Source organism: Paracoccus alcaliphilus, from assembly GCF_028553725.1.
Taxonomy (GTDB): domain Bacteria; phylum Pseudomonadota; class Alphaproteobacteria; order Rhodobacterales; family Rhodobacteraceae; genus Paracoccus; species Paracoccus alcaliphilus.
Genome location: NZ_CP067124.1, coordinates 1115716 through 1136349, shown reverse-complemented (window position 1 = coordinate 1136349; position 20634 = coordinate 1115716). Strand labels below are relative to the sequence as shown.

Below are 20634 nucleotides of genomic sequence, written 5' to 3'. Positions count from 1 at the left end.
AGAAAGCGGCGCCGCATTCCAGCACAAAAACGTCGCAAACCCGGCTGCGGCGGATTATCGGGATCCAGAACCTCAACGCCCCGCAAGTCTGTTTAGCAGAACATCAAGAATGCAGATCAGTCGTCATCGCTGAACAAACGGATCAGACTGGTCCTGTTGATCTGTTGACGATACATCAACAACCTGGCCGCGTTCCGCCGCCGCCTGTTCCAGCGCGTCCAGATAAGTGGCCGACCACCAGCCGACATCATGTTCGACCACATCGCGCAGCAGCGCGGCATGGCGGCGGCGGCGTTCGTTGGCGCCCATCCGCATGGCGATTGCCATCGCCTCGGCCAGTTCCCACGGGTCATGGGGGTTGATCACCAGCGCCTCTTGCATGGTATCGGCGGCGCCGGCAAAGCGCGACAGGATCAGCACGCCCGGATTGGTGACGTTCTGCGCCGCGACATATTCCTTGGCCACAAGGTTCATCCCGTCGGCCAGCGGCGTCACCAGCCCGATATGCGCCTGCCGATACAGCCCCGCCAGAATCCGCCGCGGCAGGGAACGGTGGATGAAGCGGATCGGCGTCCAGTTGATCGTCGCATATTCGCCATTGATGCGCCCGGCCAGATGCTCGGTTTCCTCGCGGATGTCGCGATAGGCCGCCACCGCCTCGCGCGTGGGGGGCGCGATCTGCAGGAACGCGATGCGCTCGATCATGTCGGGGTGGTTTTCCAGCAGGATCTGGAAGGCACGGAACCGCTGCGGGATGCCCTTGGAATAGTCCAGACGGTCAACGCCGATCATCATCTGCGCGCCGGTCAGGGTCCGCATTCGGTCCTCGTCCGGGGCATCGCGGGCTTCTTGCATGAAGGCGGCCGTGTCGATGCCGACGGGAAAGACGCCCAGCCGCACCAGCCGCCCGCCCAGCCGCATGCGGTCATGGCCCAATGGCTCGACATCCATCAGCTGCCGGGCGCTTTCGGACAGGTTCGACAGGTCGCGCTGCGCCTGAAAGCCCAGCAGATCGTAATGCGACAGCCATTCAAACAGCTCGGCCGGGTTGGGCAGGGCGGCGCAGTCGGCGGGACCGGGAAAGGGGATATGCAGGAAATGCCCGATGGTGCCGGTCACGCCGCGCTTGCGCAATTCGGCGGCCAGCGGGAACAGTTGGTAATCCTGCACCCAGATGCGGTCGTCGGGACGCAGATGCGGCAGCATCAGATCGGCGATGCGGGCATTCACCCGGCGATAGCCTTCCAGATATTCCGGCAGGATATGGGACAGATCGGCGCGGCCATGACACATCGGCCACAGCACCGAATTGGAAAACCCCAGATAATAGCTGTCGAAATCCGCCTGCGTCAGATCGAACGAGGCGCGCCCGAACGACGCCCCGTCGTGAAAGACCAGATGATCCGAAGCCACCTGCGCGGCTTCGCCCGAAAAGCCGATCCACAGCCCGCCCGAGGTCTTCAGCGCATCCTCCAGCGCCACGACCAGCCCGCCCGAGGGGTTTTCACCCAGGGGCAGCCGGTTCGAGACGACGACCAGACGTCCACCGCTCATGCCGCATCCTCCAGCCAGCGCAGCATGGCGTTCGGGTCGGCCAGACGGTGGCGGGCCACGCTGTCGCCGGGCCCGACCTTGATGCCGATGCCACCGCGATCCTGCGCCTCGGCGATGGCGGCCTCGTCCGTCAGGTCGTCCCCGGCATAGATCGCAAGCCGCCCGGCAAAGGGCGGATGCTGCATCAGCAGCGCCAGCGCCCGGTCCTTGCCCGCCGAGGCCGGACGCAGCTCGACCGCCATCTTGGCCGGTTGCAGCACCAGCGAGGGATAGTCCCCGGCCAACGCCTGCATGGTCTGGGTGACCCAGCATCCCAGTTCGGGGGCGGCGCGGTAATGCAACGCCACGCCATGCGGCTTGGCTTCGACCAGCAGGCCGGGATGCTCTGCCGCCAGCGCCGCGACCCGCCGTTGCAGGGCGCCGACATCCACCCCCTCATCGTCAATCGGGCGGATGGGCTGGCCCGGCAGCGAGAGTTCGGCCCCGTGGCTGCCGGCGACAATGCCGGGAAAATCGGGCAGAAAGCCCCGCAATTCACTGGCCGAACGCCCCGAGATCAGCGCCACCGCCCCATCCAGCCGCCGATACAGCCGCGCCAGCGCCCCCGGCAGCGCGGGGGGCACGGAAATCGCATCGGGGGTTGGGGCGATCTCTACCAGGCAGCCATCGAAATCCAGAAACAGGGCAGCATCGGCAGGGATCTTGGGGGGCAGCATCGCGCAGCAACTCCTTTTACATCCGCGCCGCGCAGGCATTCCCGGCCGCCGAAAGACAACCCGCCGGGGCCGATGCGGTTCAACGCCGCACGGAAAGATTTTTGCAACGCAGCAAAGATGGGACGGACCGGATCAGAACTCAACCCCCGGCTGGGCCTTGACGCCTGATCGGAAGGGATGTTTCAGCAATGCCATCTCGGTCACCAGATCCGCCGCCTCGATCAGCAGATCGGGGGCGTTGCGGCCGGTCAGCACCACATGGGTCAGCGGCGGCTTCTCGGCCAGCAGGAAATCCACCACCTCATCCGCCTGCAAATAGCCATAGCGCAGCGCAATGTTGATTTCGTCCAGCAGCACCATGCGAATCGACGGGTCGCGGATCAGGTCCTTCGCCTTCTGCCAGCCTGCCTGAGCGGCGGCGATGTCGCGGGATTTGTCCTGCGTTTCCCATGTAAACCCCTCGCCCATCGCGTGAAACTGGCACAAATCGGCGAAATGCGCGGTCAGCAGACGGCGTTCGCCGGTGTCCCACGCGCCCTTGATGAACTGCACCACCGCGCAGGGCATGTCATGGGCGATGCAGCGCAGGATCATCCCAAAACCGCTGCTGGATTTGCCCTTTCCCGGCCCGGTATGGACGATGATCAGGCCCTTTTCGCCGGTCTTGCCCTGCATCATCCTGTCGCGGGCGGCCTTGATCTTTGCCATCTTCGCGGCGTGGCGGGCCTGTTCCTCGGCGGTGATGGGGGGGGTGATGTCGTGGCTGTCGGTCATGCTTTGTGCTCCTCCGGCTTGACAAGACAGGGGCGCACGCCTCAGTTGGGGGCGCGCTGGTTCCTGTCCTATGACAGGCCAAGAGGGAATGCGACAGGCATCACGCCTGAAAGCAGCCGCCCCCGCGACCGTGACCGGAAAGGTCGCCCAAGCCACTGGCAAATGCCGGGAAGGCGGGCCGACCGTTGGGGAAACCCTGAATCCGCAAGCCGGGAGACCTGCCAGCGCACGATTTTCACGGGCGGACGGGGTGATCCGCGACCGGTTGGCAGGGGTGTGTCCCTGCCCCTCGGCCCATGCCCCGCGCCACCAGTTCACGGAGGGCCGCATGGCGCGCGCCGTATTGCATGTCTGCACGACCTGCCGGGGCATCGACCCCGAGGCCGCAGCCGACCCCCGTCCCGGCGCCGAACTGCACGCCGCCCTGACCGCATCCGCCCCGGCGGGGGTCGAGATCCGCGCCGTCGAATGTCTGTCGGCCTGTTCGCAGGGCTGCTCGGTCGCGCTGTCGGGCCCTGGCAAGTGGACCTATGTCTATGGTCGCCTGACGCCCTCGGACGCGCCAGAGATCCTGACGGGCGCCGCCGCCTATGCCGCCGCCGCTGACGGGCTGGTGCCGTGGCGCGAACGCCCCGTCATCTTCCGCAAGCAAAGCCTTGCCCGGATTCCGCCGCTTGTCCCCCTGCCCGATCCCCAAGAAAGTGAGTGATCCATGTCCGATCTGACCAAAACCCCCGTCACCGTCATCACCGGCTTTCTCGGTTCCGGCAAGACGACGCTGATCCGGCATCTGATGGCCAACCCGCAGGGGCGGCGGCTGGCCGTGCTGGTCAATGAATTCGGCACCGTGGGCGTCGATGGCGATATCCTGAAATCCTGCGCGGATGAGAACTGCCCGGCGGAAAACATCATGGAACTGTCGAATGGCTGCATCTGCTGCACCGTCGCCGATGACTTCATCCCGACGCTGGAGCGGCTGATGGCGATGCCCCAAAAGCCCGACCATATCCTGATCGAGACCTCGGGGCTGGCCCTGCCCAAGCCCTTGCTGAAGGCCTTTGACTGGCCCGCGATCCGGTCGCGCATCACCGTCGATGGCGTGATCGCGCTGGCCGATGCCGAGGCCGTGGCGGCGGGCCGCTTTGCCCCCGACGAATCCGCGGTGCAGGCCCAGCGAGAGGCCGATGACAGCCTGGACCACGAAACCCCGCTGTCCGAGGTGTTCGAGGATCAGATCGCCTGCGCCGATGTCGTGCTGCTGACCAAGGCCGATCTGGCCGGGCCGGATGGCGTGGCCGCCGCCCGCGCCGTGATCGAGGCTGAATCGCCGCGCAAGCTGCCGATCCTGACCGTGACCGAAGGCGCGATCGACCCGAAGGTGATCCTTGGCCTTGGCGCGGCGGCCGAGGATGATCTGGAGGCACGCCCCAGCCATCACGACGGCGCCGACGACCATGAGCACGAGGATTTCGATACCGTGGTGATCGAGCTGCCCGAAATCGACGATCCCGCGCAACTGGTCGCCGGGATCGAGCGGCTGGCGGTCGAGCAGAACATCCTGCGGGTCAAGGGCCATGTCGCCGTTTCGGGCAAACCGATGCGTCTGCTGGTGCAGGCGGTGGGTGCGCGGGTGCGGCATCAATATGACCGTCCCTGGGGCGATCAGCCCCGCGCCTCGCGTCTGGTGGTCATTGCCGAACATGACGATGTGAACGAAGCCGCGATCCGCCGCCTGTTGCTGGAGGCCGTGCCCGCCTGATGCATGTCGTCTTTCGCGAAAGCCACGGTCTGGAAGAGACCGACACCCCCTATGATCCCAGCCAGACGCCGGGTGATCTGGTGGTGCTGTCGTTTTCCGACAGCGATCTGGGGGCCTTCGCGGCAGGCTGGCACCGGGCGCGGCGGGGTGCGGCGGGCGGATTGCCGTCGTTGCGGCTGTGCAATCTGGTGGCTTTGCGCCATCCGGTGTCGGTCGATACCTATGTCGAGCAGACACTTGCCGGTGCAAAGGGCATCCTGATCCGCCTGATCGGGGGCGAGGCCTATTGGCCCTATGGCCTCGCCTCGGTGCAGGATCTGGCGCGGCGTCGCGGGATCGCGCTGGCGGTGCTGCCCGCCGACGGGCGCGACGATCCGCGTCTGGATGCGGTCTCGACCGTGCCCGCCTCGACGCTGCGGATGCTGAAGCGGCTTTGCGATACCGGGGGGGCGGTGGCGGCGCAGGCCGCGCTGGCGCAGATGGCGATTGCGGCGGGACTGTTCGCCAGGCCGGTGCCGGGGCAGAAATCCCTGCCCCGGATGGGATTTTATGACCCGCAGGCCGGAGTGATCCCGGCGCCGCCGGATGGGCCGCTGGTGCTGGTCAGTTTCTATCGCAGCTATCTGACCGCCGCCGATACCGCGCCGGTCGATGCGCTGATCCACGGTCTGCGCGACGCGGGGTTTGCCGCTTGCGGGGTCTTTGCGCCCTCGCTGAAGGCGCCCGGCTTTGCGGATTGGCTGACGGGGGCCAAGATCGCGCCGCAGGCCATCGTCAACGCCACCGGCTTTTCCGTCCGCTCCGATGGCGCTGCGACGCCCTTCGACACCTTCGGTTGCCCGGTGTTTCAGGTCGCCCTGTCCACCAATCGCCGCCGCGAATGGGCCGGGGCGGAACGCGGCCTGTCCCCCGCCGATCTGGCCATGCATGTCGTGTTGCCCGAGGTCGATGGCCGCATCTTTGCCGGTGTCATCAGCTTCAAGGCGCCCGAACCGCGTGACCCGGATCTGCAATACAGCCGCTTTGCCCATCGCCCCGATCCCGACCGCATCGCCGCGACCGTCGCCCGCGTCGGCGCTTGGCTGCGGCTGGGCCGGACCCCACCGCAGGATCGGCAGGTGGCGCTGATCCTGTCCACCTATCCGGGCCGGGACTGGCAGATGGCCCATGCGGTCGGCCTCGACGCGCTGGCCTCGGCCGATGCGGTGGCGGGGATGCTGGCCGATCAGGGCCATGACATCGCCCCCGGCGCCGCCAGCGATCTGCGAACCGCGCGCATCCGCTGGCCGCTGGCCGAATATCTGGCGGCGCTGGACCACCTGCCGCAAACTCTGAAGGGCGATCTGACGGCGGCATGGGGTGTCCCTGACAGCGACCCGGATTGCGATGGAAAATCCTTCCAATTCGCTGCCATCCGCCGTGGCAAGCTGCTGCTGGCCCTGCAACCCGAACGCAGCCAGCGCGCCAGCCGTGACGACGATTATCACGACCTGACCCGCGTGCCGCGCCACGCCTATGTCGCGTTTTATCTGTGGCTGCACCGGCAGGGACTGCATACGCTGATCCATATGGGCGCGCATGGCACGCTGGAATGGCTGCCGGGCAAGGCGGTGGCGCTGTCGGGTGATTGCTGGCCCGAGGCGCTGACCGGCCCGCTGCCGGTGATCTATCCCTTCATCGTCAACGACCCGGGCGAGGCCGCGCAGGCCAAGCGCCGCCTTGGCGCCGTCACTCTGGGGCATATGCCGCCCCCGATGATCGCGTCGCGGCTGCCCGAGGCGATGTCGGGGCTGGAACGCCTGCTGGACGAATATTCGACCGCCGACGGACTGGACCCGGCCCGGCGCGACCGGCTGATCGCATCCATCCGCGACGAGGCCCGCGCGGCAGGGGTCGAGGATGATCTGGGCATCCCCCCCGACGCCAGCGCCGCCGAGGCGATCACCCGCATCGACCGCTTCGTCTGCGACATCAAGGAAAGCCAGTTCGGCGAGGGGCTGCATGTCTTCGGCACCGGTCCCAGCGGCGCGGATGAGCGCGCGGGCCTGCTGACCGCGCTGGCGGGGCGGCATGTCGCGCCGGGCCCCTCGGGCTCGCCCGCGCGGGGGCGGGCGGATGTGCTGCCGACCGGGCGCAACCTCTATTCCGTCGATCCGCGCGCGGTGCCAACGCCTGCCGCCCATGCGCAGGGCGTCAAACTGGCCGAGGAATTGCTGCGCCGTCACTTGCAGGATCACGGCGACTGGCCGCGCGGGCTGGTCGTCGATCTGTGGGGCAGCGCGACCATGCGCACGGCGGGCGAGGAATTCGCCATGGCGCTGCATCTGGCGGGGCTGAAACCCGTCTGGGATGCCGGATCGGGCCGGGTCTCGGGCGTGGAAATCGTGCCGCTGGCCTTGCTGGGGCGCCCGCGCATCGATGTGACGCTGCGGGTATCGGGCCTGTTTCGCGATGTGTTCCCCGTCTTGGCGCAACTGTTCGAGACCGGGGCCGAGGCACTGGCCGGGCGCGAGGAATCGCCCGGTGACAACCCCTATCTGGCCCGCAGCCCGCGCGTCTTCGGCCCGCAGCCGGGCCAATACGGGCTGGGCATGGGCATCGCGCCCGAGACGTTCACCGATCAGGCGCGCAAGGCGGCGGGCGAGGCATGGCTGGCGGCCTCCAGCTGGGCCATCGGCCGCGACGGCTTGCCCCGCGACGACCGCCCCGCGCTGGAGGCCCGGCTGGCGCGCGCCGACAGCTTCGTCCATGCGCAGGATCTGCCGGAAAGCGATCTGCTGCTGGCCAATGACTATGCCGCGCACGAGGCCGGTTTCGCCGCCGCCATGGCCCGGATCGGGGCCGCGGCCCCCGCGCTCTATCATCTGGACGCGACGCAGCCCGACCGCCCGCGCGCCCGCACCCTGACCGAGGAAATCGCCCGCACCGTCCGCGCCCGCGCCACCGATGCGCGTTGGGCCGATGCGATGTGCACCCATGGCTTCCGGGGCGCGGCAGAGATCGCGGCGACGCTGGATCACCTTGCCGCCTTCGCCCATCTGGCGGGTGCGGTGCCGCCGCATCTGTTCGACCTCTATCACGACGCGACATTGGGCCGGGCGGAAGTCGTCGCCTTCATGGAGCGCGAAAACCCCGCCGCGCTGGCCGCCATGCGCGACCTGTTCCGGCGCCTGCGCGATGCCGGGCTGTGGGTGACGCGCCGCAACTCGATCGCGGCCACGCTGGAGGCGGGGGAATGAGCGCGGTGAATACCCCCCGGATCAAGGGCTGGTGTCCCGGTGCGCTGCGTCCGATGGAATCCGGCGATGGCTGGGTGGTGCGGCTGCGCGCGCATGGCGGGCGGCTGACGCAGCATCAGGCGGCAGGTATCGCGGCGGCGGCGCAGGCGCATGGCAACGGGCTGATCGACCTGACCGGGCGGGCCAATCTGCAACTGCGCGGAGTGACGCCCGACAGCCACGGACCGCTGATTGCCGATCTGCGCGCGCTGGGGCTGATCGATGCCGATATCGCCGCCGAGACGCGGCGCAATATCATCGTCACCCCCTTTGCCCGTGCCAAGACCGATACGCTGGCGGCGGCGCTGGCGACCGCATTGGCGTCCAGCAACCTGATCCTGCCCGCCAAATTCGGCTTTGCCGTCGATACCGGCGCGCAGCGGCTGCTGGCCGATACGCCCGCCGATATCCGGGTCGAGCGTGACACGCAGGGCGGCCTGATCCTGCGTGCCGATGGCATGGCGACGGGTGCGCAGGTGACGGCCCGGAACGCACCGCAGGCCGCCGTCGCGCTGGCCGCATGGTTCCTGTCGCAAGGCGGGGCCGTGGGCGGGCGGGGACGGATGGCGGCGTTGATCCGGCGCGGCATCCGGCCCCCGATGCCACGCGGACCCCAGCCCTGACCGCGCCCGCCCCGCCCCCGGCCCAGTGCCGCAAGGCATGCTGGTGGCGGCAGAGTTCGGCCAGATCAGCGCCCCCACCCTGTCGGCGCTGGCCGAAACCGGGCCGATCCGGCTGACGCCGTGGCGAATGCTGCTGGTCGAAGGCGCGGCCAGCCTGCCCGATCTGCCCGATCTGATCCTGAACCCGGATGATCCCCGGCTGCGGCTGCGGGTCTGCACCGGCGCGCCCGGCTGTCCGCAGGCCTTGGCCGAAACGCGGGCCTTTGCGCGGCGGCTGGCACCCGGGATGCCGCCGGGCCGGGTGCTGCATGTGTCGGGCTGCGCCAAGGGCTGCGCCTCCCCCACGCCCGCCGATCTGGTGCTGGTCGCCACCCCGCGCGGCTTTTGCGCGATCAGGGACGGGCTTGCGTCAGGCGCGGCATTGGGGCACGACCTCGATCCCGACCGCATGCCGCCTTTGCCGGAGTTGTTCTGATGCCCCATGTTTACGAAAAGGACGGCGCCGCGATCTATCGCCAGTCCTTCGCCACCATCCGGGCCGAGGCCGATCTGGCCCGTTTCGACGCGGATGAGGAACCCGTGGCCGTGCGCATGATCCATGCCGCCGGGCTGGTCGGGCTGGAACGCGACATCCGCTTCAGCCCCGGCATGGCGGCGCAGGCGCGGGCGGCGCTGAAGGCCGGGGCGCCGATCCTCTGCGATGCGCGGATGGTCAGCGAAGGCATCACCCGCGCCCGCCTGCCCGCCGACAACGCCGTCATCTGCACCCTGAACGACCCCACCGTGCCCGACATGGCGCGCAGCATGGGCAATACCCGGTCCGCCGCCGCGCTGGAGCTGTGGCGCCCACATCTGGCGGGCAGCGTCGTCGCCATCGGCAATGCTCCCACCGCGCTGTTTCACCTGCTGAACATGCTGGAGGACCCCGCCTGCCCCCGCCCCGCCGCCATCATCGGCTGCCCGGTGGGCTTTGTCGGCGCGGCGGAATCCAAGGATGCGCTGATCGCGGCGCAGCCGGTGCCTTGCATGGTGGTTCTGGGGCGGCTGGGCGGCTCGGCCATCACCGTGGCCGCCGTCAACGCCCTTGCCAGCCGGAAGGAGTAACCCCGTGGGCAAGATCATCTGCGCGGGACTGGGGCCGGGCGATCCCGACCTGATCTCGGTCCGAGCCGACCGTGTGATCCGCGCGGCCCGCCATGTCGCCTATTTCCGCAAGGCCGGGCGGCAGGGACAAGCACGGCGGATCGTCGAGGGCATGCTGGCCGGGGGCGCCGCCGAATATCCGATGGAATACCCGGTCACGACCGAAATCCCCTTCGACAGCCCGGAATACAACGCGCGACTGGCGGCGTTCTATGACGATTGGGCCGCGCGTCTGGCGGCGCTGGCCGCCACCGATGATGTGGTCGTGCTGTGCGAGGGCGATCCGTTCTTTTACGGTTCCTTCATGCATCTTTATGTGCGGCTGAAGGATCGCGTCCCGGTCGAGGTGATCCCCGGCATTCCCGGCATGGCGGGCTGCTGGAACGTCACTGGCCAGCCGATCACATGGGGCGACGATGTGCTGTCGGTGGTCATGGGCACCCTGCCCGAGGCCGATCTGGTCCGGCATATGCAGGGCGCCGATGCGCTGGTGGTGATGAAGACCGGGCGCAACCTGCCCAAGATCCGCCGGGCGCTGGCCGCCGCCGGGCGCGCCGATCAGGCATGGCTGATCGAGCGCGGCACCATGCCCGGCCAGCGCGTCGCCCGTCTGGCCGAGGTCGGGGACGCCGATTGCCCCTATTTCGCCCTCGTGCTGGTCCACGGACAGGGCCGCCGCCCGCTGGCCGCCGGGGCCGGGCAATGAGCGGCTGGCTGGCGGTCGCGGGCCTTGGCCCCGGCGATGACGCGCTGATCACCCCCGAGGTCCGCGCCGCGCTGGATCAGGCGACGGATGTGGTGGGCTATATCCCCTATGTCGCGCGGGTGGCGCCACGCCCCGGCCTGAGCCTGCATCCGTCCGACAACCGGGTCGAGCTGGACCGCGCCCGCGCCGCGCTGGAGATGGCGGCTTTGGGGCGGCGGGTCGTCGTGGTCTCGTCGGGCGATCCGGGTGTGTTCGCCATGGCCTCGGCGCTGTTCGAGGCCATCGAGGTGCAGCCGCAACATGCCGGTCTGGACATCCGCATCCTGCCCGGCATCACCGCCATGCTGGCGGCGGCGGCGCGGCTGGGCGCGCCTCTGGGACATGATTTCTGCGCCATCAACCTGTCGGACAACCTCAAGCCCTTCGATCTGGTCGAACGCCGGGTCCGACTGGCCGCGCAGGGCGATTTCGCGATGGGTTTCTATAACCCGCGATCCGCCAGCCGCCCGCATCAGTTCGCCCGCGTGCTGGAGATTCTGCGCGAGGAATGTGGCGGCGAGCGGCTGATCAGCTTTGCCCGCGCGGTCTCGACCCCCGAGGAACGGCTGCACACGGTCACGCTGTCCGGGGCACGCCCCGAAATGGCCGATATGCGTACGGTGGTTCTGGTCGGCAATTCGACGACGCGACGGGTGGGCCGCTGGGTCTATACCCCGCGCCGGGCCGAGGGTGTGTGATGCAGCCATGCCAGCGCATCCCCGGGTTCGGTGACGGTCGGACGCGAAGGCAGTTCCGGGCGGTCGATCAGGATCACCGGCAGGTGCAGGGCGCGGGCGGCGGTCAGCTTGGCCTCGGCCCCCGCGCCCCCGGCATTCTTGGCGACCAGATGGGTGATGCCGTGGGCCTGCATCAGCGCCCGGTCGGTCTCGACGTCAAAGGGGCCGCGCGCAATCACCGCATGGGCGCGCGGCAGGGGCAGCGGGCCGTCGGGCGGATCGACCAGCCGCAGCAGCCAGCGATGCGGCAACCCGGCGAACGCGCTCAGGTTCTGCCGCCCGATGGCCAGAAAGACATGCGCCGGATCGACGGGAAGGGCGGCGGCGGCGGATTCAAAATCCGCAGCGTGGAACCAGTCGTCACCCGACCCGGCGCGCCATGCCGGACGTTCCAGCGACAACAAAGGCGTGCCGGTGGCATGGGCGGCGGCGATCGCATTGCGGCTGATCGTTGCGGCAAAGGGATGGGTGGCGTCGATCAGATGGGTGATCGCGTGAGTTCGCAGGTAATCGGCCAGCCCCCCGACCCCGCCGAAACCGCCGATCCTGACCGGCAGCGGCTGGGCGATGGGCGCTGCGGTGCGCCCGGCATAGGAATAGACCGCCTCGACGCCCTGCGCGGCCAGCAGGCGCGCCAAAGCACTGGCCTCGGACGTGCCGCCCAGAAGAAGGATGCGGGGCATGGGTGATCCCTGGCTAACGATCATCGGTATCGGCGAAGATGGCCTTGCCGGGCTGCCGGATGCAAGCCGTCATGCGCTTGACCGGGCGGCGGTGATCTTTGGCGGGCCGCGCCATCTGGTGCTGGCCGGGGCGGGCGGGCGTGGCCGCGAATGGCCGGTCCCCTTCGATATCGCGCCGGTGCTGGCGCTGCGGGGGCAGCCGGTGGCGGTGCTGGCCTCGGGCGATCCGTTCTGGTTCGGCGCGGGCGGCAGCCTGTGCGCGCATCTGAACCCCGGTGAATGGCACGCCCTGCCCGCCCCCGGCACACTCGCGCTGGCGGCGGCGCGGCTGGGCTGGCGGATCGAGGATATCGCCTGCCTTGGCCTGCACGCTGCCCCCTTCGCCCGGCTGCGCCCGCATCTGACGCGCGGTTGCCGGATCATCGCCACCCTGCGCGACAGCGCGGCGGTGCCTGCGCTGGCGGATTGGCTTGCGACGCAGGGCTTTGGCGCGGTGCGCATGACCGTGATGGAGCGTCTTGGCGGGCCGCAGGAACGCATCCGGCAGGCGCGGGATTGCGATATGGGCGACATCGCGGCCCCGGTTGCCGTGGCGCTGGACGGGGCCGATCTGCCGGTCGGGGCCGGATTGTCTGCCGCGCCGGGTCGCCCCGAGACCGATTTTGCCCATGACGGCCAGATCACCAAATCCCCGATACGCGCCATCACCCTGTCGGCGCTGGCCCCGCGTCGAGAAGAGTTGCTGTGGGATATCGGTGGCGGCTCGGGTTCGGTCTCGGTCGAATGGGCGCTGGCGGGGGGCCGTGCGATCTGCATTGAGCCACGCGAGGATCGCGGCCGGAATATCGCCACCAATATCGCCAATTTCGGGCTGGACGACCGCGTGACCCTGCGCCCCGGCACGGCGCCCGATGCGTTGGAGGGGTTGCCCGCGCCGGATGCGGTCTTTGTCGGCGGCGGCGGCAATGCGGCGCTGTTTTCCGGGTTGTGGGACCGGCTGGCACCCGGCACGCGGATCGTCGCCAATGCCGTCACGCTGGAAACCGAAGCCTTGCTGACCAGCCTCCATGCCCGCCACGGCGGCGCCCTGATACGCATCGACATTGCCGAGGCCGCGCCCCTGGGCGGGATGCGCGGCTGGCAGGCGGCGCGTCCGGTGGTGCAATGGCGGGTGCTGCGATGATGGTCGCGGGCATCGGTTGCCGCGCGGGCGCGCCTCTGGCCGCGCTGCAAGCCGCGCTGGACGCCGCCGAGGCGCAAGCCGGTCCGGTCGATGCGCTGGCCACCATTGCCGCGCGCGGGCCGCATCTTGCCCCGCTGGCCGGATTGCGCGCCCTGCCGCTGCATCTGGTTGCTGTCGAAGGCATCACCACGCCCACCCGATCGCCGCGCATCCTTGCGCTTCATGGCACCGGCTCGGTGGCCGAGGCCGCAGCCCTTGCCGCAGCCGGTCCCGGCGCGCGGATCGTGGCGGCCCGCCACGTCTCGCCGTGCGGGCAGGCCACCGCCGCCATCGCGGAAACCGCACAGAAAGGCCCCGCATGACCGTCCATTTCATCGGCGCAGGCCCCGGCGCGGCCGACCTGATTACCCTGCGCGGGCGCGACCTGATCGCCGCCTGCCCGGTCTGCCTTTACGCCGGCAGTCTGGTGCCCGAGGCGCTGCTGGCCCATTGCCCGCCCGGCGCGCGGATCGTGAATACCGCGCCGCTCAGCCTCGATGCGATCATCGCGGAAATGGCGGCGGCGCATGAGGCGGGCCATGACGTGGCGCGGCTGCATTCGGGCGATCTGTCGGTCTGGTCGGCGATGGGCGAACAGTTGCGGCGGCTGCGCGCGCTGAACATCCCCTTTGAGGTGACGCCCGGCGTGCCATCCTTTGCCGCCGCCGCCGCCGCGTTGCAGACCGAGCTGACCCTGCCCGGCATCGCGCAATCTGTGGTGCTGACGCGCACGCCCGGACGCGCCTCGGCCATGCCACAGGGCGAGGCGCTGGCGAATTTCGCCGCCACCGGCGCGACGCTGGCCATCCATCTGTCGATCCATGCGCTGGATCGGGTCGTGGCCGATCTGACCCCGCATTACGGCCCTGACTGCCCGGTGGCGGTGGTCTGGCGCGCCAGCTGGCCCGATCAGCGGGTGATCCGCGCAACCCTTGCCGATATCGAAGCGCAGGCGCAGGGCATCGACCGCACCGCGCTGATCCTTGTCGGCCCGGCGCTGGCGGCCGAGGGGTTCGAGGACAGCCGCCTTTACGCCGCCGACTACGACCGCCGCTATCGCCCGACCGGCGACAACCCGAGGTTTCCCGAATGACAGCACCCGGCCTGATGATCTCGGCCCCGTCCTCGGGGACCGGCAAGACCATGCTGATGCTGGGTCTGCTGACGGCCCTGCGCGCGCGCGGGCTGGTGGTGCAGCCGTTCAAGTCCGGCCCCGACTATATCGACCCGGCCTTTCATCTGGCGGCCTCGGGGCGGGCCTCATTCAATCTGGACACCTGGGCGATGGGTGCAGGCCAGATCGCGGCCCATACCGGCGGTCAGGAACCGGCGGATCTGGTGCTGGCCGAGGGCTCGATGGGCCTGTTCGACGGCGTGGCGCGTCCCGGGGCCTGCGGCATCGGCTCCAGCGCCGAAATCGCGGTGATGGCGGGCTGGCCGGTGGTGCTGGTGCTGGATGTCTCGGGTCAGGCGCAATCGGCGGCAGCGACCGCGCGGGGCTTTGCCACGCTGCGGCCCGACCTGCCCTTTGCCGGGGTGGTGCTGAACCGCGTGGCCTCGCCCCGGCACGAGGCGCTGATCCGCGAAGGCATGGCGCAGGCCGGAATCCGGGTGCTGGGCGTGCTGCCCCGGCAGGGCAATATCGAACTGCCCGAGCGGCATCTGGGTCTGGTGCAGGCCGAGGAAACCCCGCATCTGCAACAGCTTCTGACCCATGCGGGCGATTTCATCGCCACCCATTGCGATCTGGACGCCATCATCGCCGCCGCCGCCAGCCGTCCCCTGCCCGACGCCCTGCCGCATCAGCCGGTGCCGCCCCCCGGCATGCGGATCGCGCTGGCCCGGGACGCGGCCTTCAGCTTTGCCTATCCACATCTGATCGCGGAATGGCGGCGGCAGGGGGCCACGATCCTGCCCTTTTCGCCGTTGGCCGATCAGGCCCCCGATGACAGCGCCGATTGCTGCTGGCTGCCCGGCGGCTATCCCGAGCTTCACGCCGGGCGGCTGGCCGCCGCATCGCGGTTCCGCGACGGGCTGCGGCGCTTTGTCCGCACCCGTCCGGTGCATGGCGAATGCGGCGGCTATATGGCGCTGGGGGCCGGTCTGGTCGATGCGGACGGAACGCGCCACCAGATGGCCGGGCTACTGGGACTTGAGACCAGCTATCACAAGCGGCGGATGCATCTGGGCTATCGTCTGGCGCGGCTGGGGGCGGACCTGCCCGGCCTGCCTGCGGGCAGCCTGCTGCGCGGGCACGAATTCCACTATGCCACGATCCTGTCGCAGCCCGACCAGCCGCTGGCCCGGGTCGAGGATGCCAATGGCGCCGAGGTGCCCGAGACCGGCTCGATCCGCGACGGCAAGGGCGGCGGGCGGGTCAGCGGCACCTTCTTTCATCTGATCGCGCGGGGATCGGATGATGGGGGCCAGCCATGATCGAGCTGACGCTGATCGGGATCGGCACCGGCAATCCCGGCCATGTGACGCTGCAAGCCATTCAGGCGATGCGCGCGGCCGATCTGGTCCTGATCCCGCTGAAGGGCGCGGACAAGGCCGATCTGGCCGGGCTGCGGCGGCATATCTGCCGGTCGCATCTGCAAGGCTGTGCGACCCGGATCGTCGAATTCGACCTGCCGGTGCGCGACGCGGACGACCCCGATTACCGGCGCGGCGTCAATCTGTGGCACGACCGGATCGCCGAGGCGTGGCAGACGGCGATCACGGCGCATCTGCCGGAAGCTTCGGGCCGCGTCGCGCTGCTGGTCTGGGGTGATCCGTCGCTTTATGACAGCAGCCTGCGCATCGCGGAACGGCTGGCGACGCGGCTGGCGGTGACCACCCGCGTCATTCCGGGCATCACCGCGATACAGGCGCTGTGCGCGGCCCATGCCATTCCGCTGAACCTCGTGGCCGAGCCGGTGCAGATCACCACCGGACGCAGGCTGGCCGATCATGGCTGGCCCGAGGGTGCCGACACCGTCGTCGTCATGCTGGACGGCGGCTGCGCATTCCAGACCCTGCCGCCCGAGGGCATCCGCATCTGGTGGGGCGCCTTTCTGGGCATGGCCGAGGAAATCACCTGCGCCGGGCCGCTGGCGGATGCCGGGCCGCGCATCATCGGGATGCGCCAGACCGCCCGCGCCCGGCATGGCTGGATCATGGATATCTATCTGATGCGACGGGGCTGATCCGCCGCATCAGGGGTTGTGGCGGCGGAATTCGCGCATCGAGGGAACGGCAAACACCGCCCCCAGCAGCCGGGGTCGGATCGCGTCGGCCTCCTGCAATGGCTGGGCCAGATCGGGCAGGGTCACCTGCCCCCAGGGAACCACCAGCACGGCGCAATCGACCAGCGGCGCGGCCAGTTCGGTCTCTACATGGTTTTCCAGCGGTGGCAGCAGCAGGATCACATGATCGAAATCCCGGCGCAAAGCCTGCATGAAATCCGCCAGCGCAGCCGCGTTGCGGCGCGACAGAACCGGCAGCCCTTCGGCGGCGGTGGCAGAGATCACCATGGGCTGGCCCGCGACGACATCGCCCAGCCCCTGACCGGACAGGCTGACGGGCTGCGGCGCGGGCAGGCCCGGGACATTGCCGCCAAGGCTCAGCACCGCCACCCGATCCTGCGCCGCCAGCATCTGCGCCAGCGGTCCTGCCAGCGCGCCCGCCTGATGATCGTGGCGGGCGGCGGCGCTGCAATTCTGCGGTCAGATCGCGCAGATGCGGCGCGGGATCGGTGCCTTGCCGCGGCAGCACCCCCAGCCAGCGCAGACCCAGCCCCTGCCGCAGATCGGACACGAGGCGCAGGCGGTTGTCGGTCACCTCGCGCAGAAAGGCGATGCCCGCGCCCAGCACCAGCCCCGAAAACACGCTGAGCACCAGCAGCCGCTTGCCCGCCGGCTTTGACTTTTCGTCGGGCGGCACGGCGCGGGCGATGATACGGGCGGGGGCGCGCTGGAAGGTTTCGTTCTGGGTCGCCAGCACCATCTGGCCCAGCATCGTCTCGTATTGGCTGCGCTTGGCCTCGACCTCGCGTTCCAGCTCTTGCAGGCGGATGGATTTCTCGGCATCGGCGCTGGCCTTGTCGCGCAACTCGCCGATCTGGCTTTCGGTGGCGATGATCTGCTGGCGGACCGCGCCGATCTGGCTGCGCACCCGTTCGGCGATCTGACCGACCTCGTCCAGCATCAGATCGCGCAACTGGCTTTGATCCAGCCGGTTGCGCGCCACGATATCGCTGTCCTCGCCCCAGCGGCCGGTCAGTTCCGCGCCCTCTGCCAGCAGCCGCGAAAAGCGGGTCTGCATGTCACGCAGGGCGGGGCTGGCGACCTCTCCTCCCAAAGTACCATCCAGCAGCGGCGCCACGGAATCCGAACTGAGAATCAGCGTGATCCGTTCCTCGGTCGTTTGCAGGTCGATCAGCCGGGACCGCAGCGCAATCATCCGGTCATTGGCGGCGGACAGCTCGGCCTCGGAGGGCAGACGGTCGTCGCGCATCACGAACAGGTTGTTTTCACGCCGGTAACTGGCCACCGCGTGATCGGCGTCCTTGACCTCATCGGCCAGCACCGCGACGCGCTGTTCCAGCCATCCGCTGATGCGGCGCGTATCCGACAGCGACGCATCCGAGGCCGCGACGAAATATTCGTCAATCAGCGCATTCACCGCGCGACTGGCAAGAACCGGATCCTCGTCGGTAAAGGCGATCTGGATGGCATAGGTGCCGCCCGCGCGCCTGATCTCGAACCCGCGCATCATCTTCTGGCGGATGGTTTCGCGGCGGGCGGCCTCGGCATCCTCGCCCTGCAGGATCGGCGTCTCGTCGCTGGCAAAGATCGCCCGCAGGCGCGACAACGGGCCGGGCGTGACCTCTTCGTCCGGGGCGTCGAACAGGCCCAGGTTTTCGGCCACGCGGCTGGTCACCACGCGCGAGGACAGCACCTCGATCTCGCTGTCCACCACCAGCGCATCCGACAGCAGCAGCGTCGGGGCCTCGGGACCATTGACCGAGTTCGAGATGCGCGGATCCACGATCAGCGCCGCCCGCGCGGTATATTGCGGCACCGCCATTTGCAGATAGATCAGCACCAGCACCAGCAGCGCCAGCACCAGCCCCGCGATCAGCCGCCATTGCCGCCTGAGCCCGCCGACCGTGGCGCGCAATGTGCTGCCAAGATCGACATCAGGCACGGTCTCGTTGCGCCATTGGCCGGAATCGTGGGTCATGCGGTCCTCTCTTGCAGGGCCTGCGCCAGAAGTTGCGGGGCGGTTTGCCGCGCCTGTTCGAACAGGGCGATATCGGGGGCGCAAAGCGCGTGCAGCCGGTCGCGCTGATCGGGGGTGATGTCGAAGGGGCGTTCCTCGGCGGCGTTGTAATGCGGGATCCACGGCCTGACGCCGAACAGCGCGGCATAGCCGTCGGCAAAGCCCTTCAGATCCTCCAGAAAGCCCAGCAGCGCAAAACGCCCCATATTGCGCCGCGCCAGTTCCAGCGCCTGCGACTCCTCATCGGGCGCGACCGTGGCCATGCCGCTGAAATAGCGCAGCATGTGCAGCGCCTTCAGCCGCCCCTCGGCGCTGTCCAGAAAGGCGTCGAAATCGCCGGTAAAGACGCCCGTGCGCCGATCCATGCGATAGTTCGAGATGGTCCGCGCCACCGGATCGCGCAGGATCGACACGAAACGATAACGGTCACCGAAATGCCGCCACGCAATGTCCGAAAACAGGAAATGCCCGTGAATCAGCGTCGCCTGATGCGCCATATGCATCAGCACCAGCGTTTCGCGGAACCGGCTGATCGCGGCCACATGCGGGCCTTCGTCGTGATAGGTCAGATCGTCGCGGTCGCAGTTCCGGATCGCCAGCGCCCGCCGGATCGAGGGCGAATCGAGGATGCCGATCTTCAGATGCACCGGCACGGTCGCATAAAGCGCCTCGGAAACCGAGGTGCCGCCGCATTTGGGCACATGCATGAAGACGCAGGCATGGCGCGGGGTCCGCATCGTCGCGCTGCGCAGCAGCCGCCCGCCATAAAGGCGCGACCGCTGCCGGAAACGGGCAAAGGGGGGAAGCTCTCTCATCTCGTGGTCCTTGGGAGGAAATGGTGCAGGATGCTGACGCCCATCATGATGACCCACATCGTCATCACCTCGTGCTGGCGATAGAAATAGGGCTCGACCATCGCCAGCGTGACCGGCAGCAACAGGGTGACCAGCGCGGCCACCGCCACCGCCGATCCGTCGCGCCGCCAGAAGCCGAAGGCCAGCGACAGCCTGCGCAGGATCATCGCCAGCATGGCGATCAGTCCGATCAGCCCGTTGCCGATCATCACATCGGCGATGAAATTGTGAAACGACGGCGCCGTCGCCCCCGCCCGCAATACGGCGAAATGCTGGGCGGCGAACTGGCTGCTGGACCAGAACGCCTGATAGCCATGCCCGAACAGCGGTGCCTGCGCGATGTTTTCCGCCGCGATGGCCCACAGCTCGGTCCGGCCGGTCAGCGTCGCGTCCTTGCCGGTCGCATCCAGCAGCAAGGTGAACGGGTCCAGCCCCAGCAGGCCCAGCAACAGCGGCACGGAACCGGCCAGCAGGACCACGCCCGCCACCATCGCGAAACGCAGCAGCACCGGCATCCGCCGCCGGTTCAGCAAGAACAGCAGCATGACATAGCATGGCATCAGCACGACCGACGTCATCGACAGCGACAGCACCACCATGAATGCGGCGATACCCGCGACCAGCGGGGTCAGCAAGCGCAGCGGGCGCGGGGCCTCGGGCGGCGGCATCAGCGTCACGCTGACCGCCAGCAGCACCACCATCAGCCCGTAATGGCCCAGCATGTTCTTGTTGGTATAGATGCCCAGAAGCCCGCCCACCGCACTGTAGAGCGGACCTCCAAAGACCAGCGTCGCCCAGTTCACCGCCGAGGCCATCACCCCCAGCCCCAGTGCCCCCAGCGCGATCAGCATCAGCTGCCGCGGCGCATAGCGCCATCCGGCGAACATGGCGATGAAGGCGCTCATCAGCAGCTGGATGCCGCCCGCCACCGTCGCGGGCCGGTCGAAAGACCACAGGACCGAGACCAGCGCCACCAGCGGATAGGCAATGCAGACCCGGTTCCTGACCAGCACCTGCCAGAAGGCGGGCCAGACCGACAGGATGCGCAGAAAGGCCAGTCCATAAACCAGCATCCATGCCGGGGCCGAGATCCCCCAGCGGTTCAGCGTATCCCCCGCCAGCATCAGCGCCAGAAACACGATGGCCAGATCCCAGCCCCGCCAGAAAGCCCGCTGCCCGACGCCCGGCCCCGGCGCGGCATATGCGACCGATGCGGCCATCATCCTTCCACCCGCCTGCTGGCAGGGGCATTCCGGGCGGGGGTTGCTGACGGGCGGTGAA

General features: G+C 68.9%; 20 protein-coding genes and 1 riboswitch. Of the genes, 13 read left to right on the top strand and 7 right to left on the bottom strand.

Annotated elements, in window-relative coordinates; translation table 11 throughout:
• Window positions 1-123: 123 nt before the first annotated feature.
• From JHW40_RS05810 to cobO, 3 genes are all read right to left on the bottom strand, one after another.
• The gene (locus tag JHW40_RS05810) at window positions 124-1554 is read right to left on the bottom strand and encodes an alpha,alpha-trehalose-phosphate synthase (UDP-forming) (RefSeq protein WP_090611912.1); all 1431 of its coding nucleotides are present in this window, start codon (window positions 1552-1554) and stop codon (window positions 124-126) included.
• Window positions 1551-2270 (bottom strand): trehalose-phosphatase, encoded by a 720-nt coding sequence (otsB, locus tag JHW40_RS05805; protein ID WP_170851801.1) that lies wholly within the window; start codon window positions 2268-2270, stop codon window positions 1551-1553. Before otsB ends, JHW40_RS05810 begins: the two co-directional genes overlap by 4 nt.
• A gap of 132 nt (window positions 2271-2402) precedes the next feature.
• Window positions 2403-3044, bottom strand: coding sequence for a cob(I)yrinic acid a,c-diamide adenosyltransferase (cobO, locus tag JHW40_RS05800; protein WP_090611917.1), 642 nt, complete (start codon window positions 3042-3044; stop codon window positions 2403-2405).
• 40 nt (window positions 3045-3084) lie between these two features.
• Window positions 3085-3284: riboswitch (cobalamin riboswitch) on the top strand.
• Between the two features lie 88 nt (window positions 3285-3372).
• Between cobO and JHW40_RS05795 the strand changes: the two genes are divergently transcribed.
• The 8 genes from JHW40_RS05795 to cobJ are packed head-to-tail and all read left to right on the top strand — an operon-like array spanning window position 3373 to window position 11290.
• On the top strand, window positions 3373-3753 hold the full coding sequence (locus JHW40_RS05795; RefSeq protein ID WP_090611919.1) for a DUF1636 family protein: 381 nt from the start codon (window positions 3373-3375) through the stop codon (window positions 3751-3753).
• Between the two features lie 3 nt (window positions 3754-3756).
• Window positions 3757-4803 (top strand): cobalamin biosynthesis protein CobW, encoded by a 1047-nt coding sequence (cobW, locus tag JHW40_RS05790; RefSeq protein ID WP_090611922.1) that lies wholly within the window; start codon window positions 3757-3759, stop codon window positions 4801-4803.
• Window positions 4803-8042 (top strand): cobaltochelatase subunit CobN, encoded by a 3240-nt coding sequence (gene cobN / locus JHW40_RS05785; protein ID WP_090611925.1) that lies wholly within the window; start codon window positions 4803-4805, stop codon window positions 8040-8042. Before cobW ends, cobN begins: the two co-directional genes overlap by 1 nt.
• On the top strand, window positions 8039-8704 hold the full coding sequence (locus JHW40_RS05780; protein ID WP_272849077.1) for a hypothetical protein: 666 nt from the start codon (window positions 8039-8041) through the stop codon (window positions 8702-8704). The genes cobN and JHW40_RS05780 overlap by 4 nt, the downstream gene beginning before the upstream one ends.
• A 43-nt stretch (window positions 8705-8747) precedes the next feature.
• Window positions 8748-9179, top strand: coding sequence for a hypothetical protein (locus tag JHW40_RS05775; RefSeq protein WP_272849076.1), 432 nt, complete (start codon window positions 8748-8750; stop codon window positions 9177-9179).
• Entirely contained in the window at window positions 9179-9808 is a 630-nt protein-coding gene (locus JHW40_RS05770) for a precorrin-8X methylmutase (RefSeq protein WP_090611929.1), read from the top strand. The genes JHW40_RS05775 and JHW40_RS05770 overlap by 1 nt, the downstream gene beginning before the upstream one ends.
• Window positions 9809-9812: 4 nt before the next feature.
• Entirely contained in the window at window positions 9813-10553 is a 741-nt protein-coding gene (locus JHW40_RS05765; protein WP_090611931.1) for a precorrin-2 C(20)-methyltransferase, read from the top strand.
• Entirely contained in the window at window positions 10550-11290 is a 741-nt protein-coding gene (cobJ, locus tag JHW40_RS05760; protein ID WP_090611934.1) for a precorrin-3B C(17)-methyltransferase, read from the top strand. The genes JHW40_RS05765 and cobJ overlap by 4 nt, the downstream gene beginning before the upstream one ends.
• Here the strand turns inward: cobJ and JHW40_RS05755 are convergent.
• Window positions 11260-12012 carry a cobalt-precorrin-6A reductase gene (locus JHW40_RS05755; protein WP_090611937.1) on the bottom strand — a complete coding sequence of 251 codons (753 nt, stop codon included), beginning with the start codon at window positions 12010-12012 and terminating at the stop codon, window positions 11260-11262. The genes cobJ and JHW40_RS05755 overlap by 31 nt on opposite strands.
• Between JHW40_RS05755 and cbiE the strand changes: the two genes are divergently transcribed.
• From cbiE to cobF, 5 genes are read left to right on the top strand one after another with little or no spacing between them, the layout of a single operon-like run.
• Window positions 12011-13195 (top strand): precorrin-6y C5,15-methyltransferase (decarboxylating) subunit CbiE, encoded by a 1185-nt coding sequence (gene cbiE, locus JHW40_RS05750; protein ID WP_090611939.1) that lies wholly within the window; start codon window positions 12011-12013, stop codon window positions 13193-13195. The genes JHW40_RS05755 and cbiE overlap by 2 nt on opposite strands.
• Window positions 13177-13557 carry a cobalamin biosynthesis protein gene (locus tag JHW40_RS05745; protein ID WP_244519179.1) on the top strand — a complete coding sequence of 127 codons (381 nt, stop codon included), beginning with the start codon at window positions 13177-13179 and terminating at the stop codon, window positions 13555-13557. The genes cbiE and JHW40_RS05745 overlap by 19 nt, the downstream gene beginning before the upstream one ends.
• Window positions 13554-14327 carry a precorrin-4 C(11)-methyltransferase gene (cobM, locus tag JHW40_RS05740; RefSeq protein WP_090611942.1) on the top strand — a complete coding sequence of 258 codons (774 nt, stop codon included), beginning with the start codon at window positions 13554-13556 and terminating at the stop codon, window positions 14325-14327. Before JHW40_RS05745 ends, cobM begins: the two co-directional genes overlap by 4 nt.
• Window positions 14324-15670, top strand: coding sequence for a cobyrinic acid a,c-diamide synthase CobB (locus JHW40_RS05735; protein ID WP_090611944.1), 1347 nt, complete (start codon window positions 14324-14326; stop codon window positions 15668-15670). Before cobM ends, JHW40_RS05735 begins: the two co-directional genes overlap by 4 nt.
• Window positions 15667-16422 carry a precorrin-6A synthase (deacetylating) gene (gene cobF, locus JHW40_RS05730; protein WP_090611947.1) on the top strand — a complete coding sequence of 252 codons (756 nt, stop codon included), beginning with the start codon at window positions 15667-15669 and terminating at the stop codon, window positions 16420-16422. The genes JHW40_RS05735 and cobF overlap by 4 nt, the downstream gene beginning before the upstream one ends.
• Here cobF and JHW40_RS05725 read toward each other — a convergent pair.
• The 3 genes from JHW40_RS05725 to JHW40_RS05715 are packed head-to-tail and all read right to left on the bottom strand — an operon-like array spanning window position 16391 to window position 20573.
• Window positions 16391-18460: a GumC family protein gene (locus JHW40_RS05725; protein ID WP_090611949.1), complete on the bottom strand. Its 2070-nt coding sequence runs from the start codon at window positions 18458-18460 to the stop codon at window positions 16391-16393. The genes cobF and JHW40_RS05725 overlap by 32 nt on opposite strands.
• The gene (locus JHW40_RS05720; RefSeq protein WP_090611951.1) at window positions 18457-19314 is read right to left on the bottom strand and encodes a sulfotransferase family 2 domain-containing protein; all 858 of its coding nucleotides are present in this window, start codon (window positions 19312-19314) and stop codon (window positions 18457-18459) included. Before JHW40_RS05720 ends, JHW40_RS05725 begins: the two co-directional genes overlap by 4 nt.
• Window positions 19311-20573, bottom strand: a complete 1263-nt coding sequence (locus JHW40_RS05715) for an O-antigen ligase family protein (RefSeq protein WP_170851802.1) — start codon at window positions 20571-20573, stop codon at window positions 19311-19313. The genes JHW40_RS05720 and JHW40_RS05715 overlap by 4 nt, the downstream gene beginning before the upstream one ends.
• Window positions 20574-20634 lie beyond the last annotated feature (61 nt).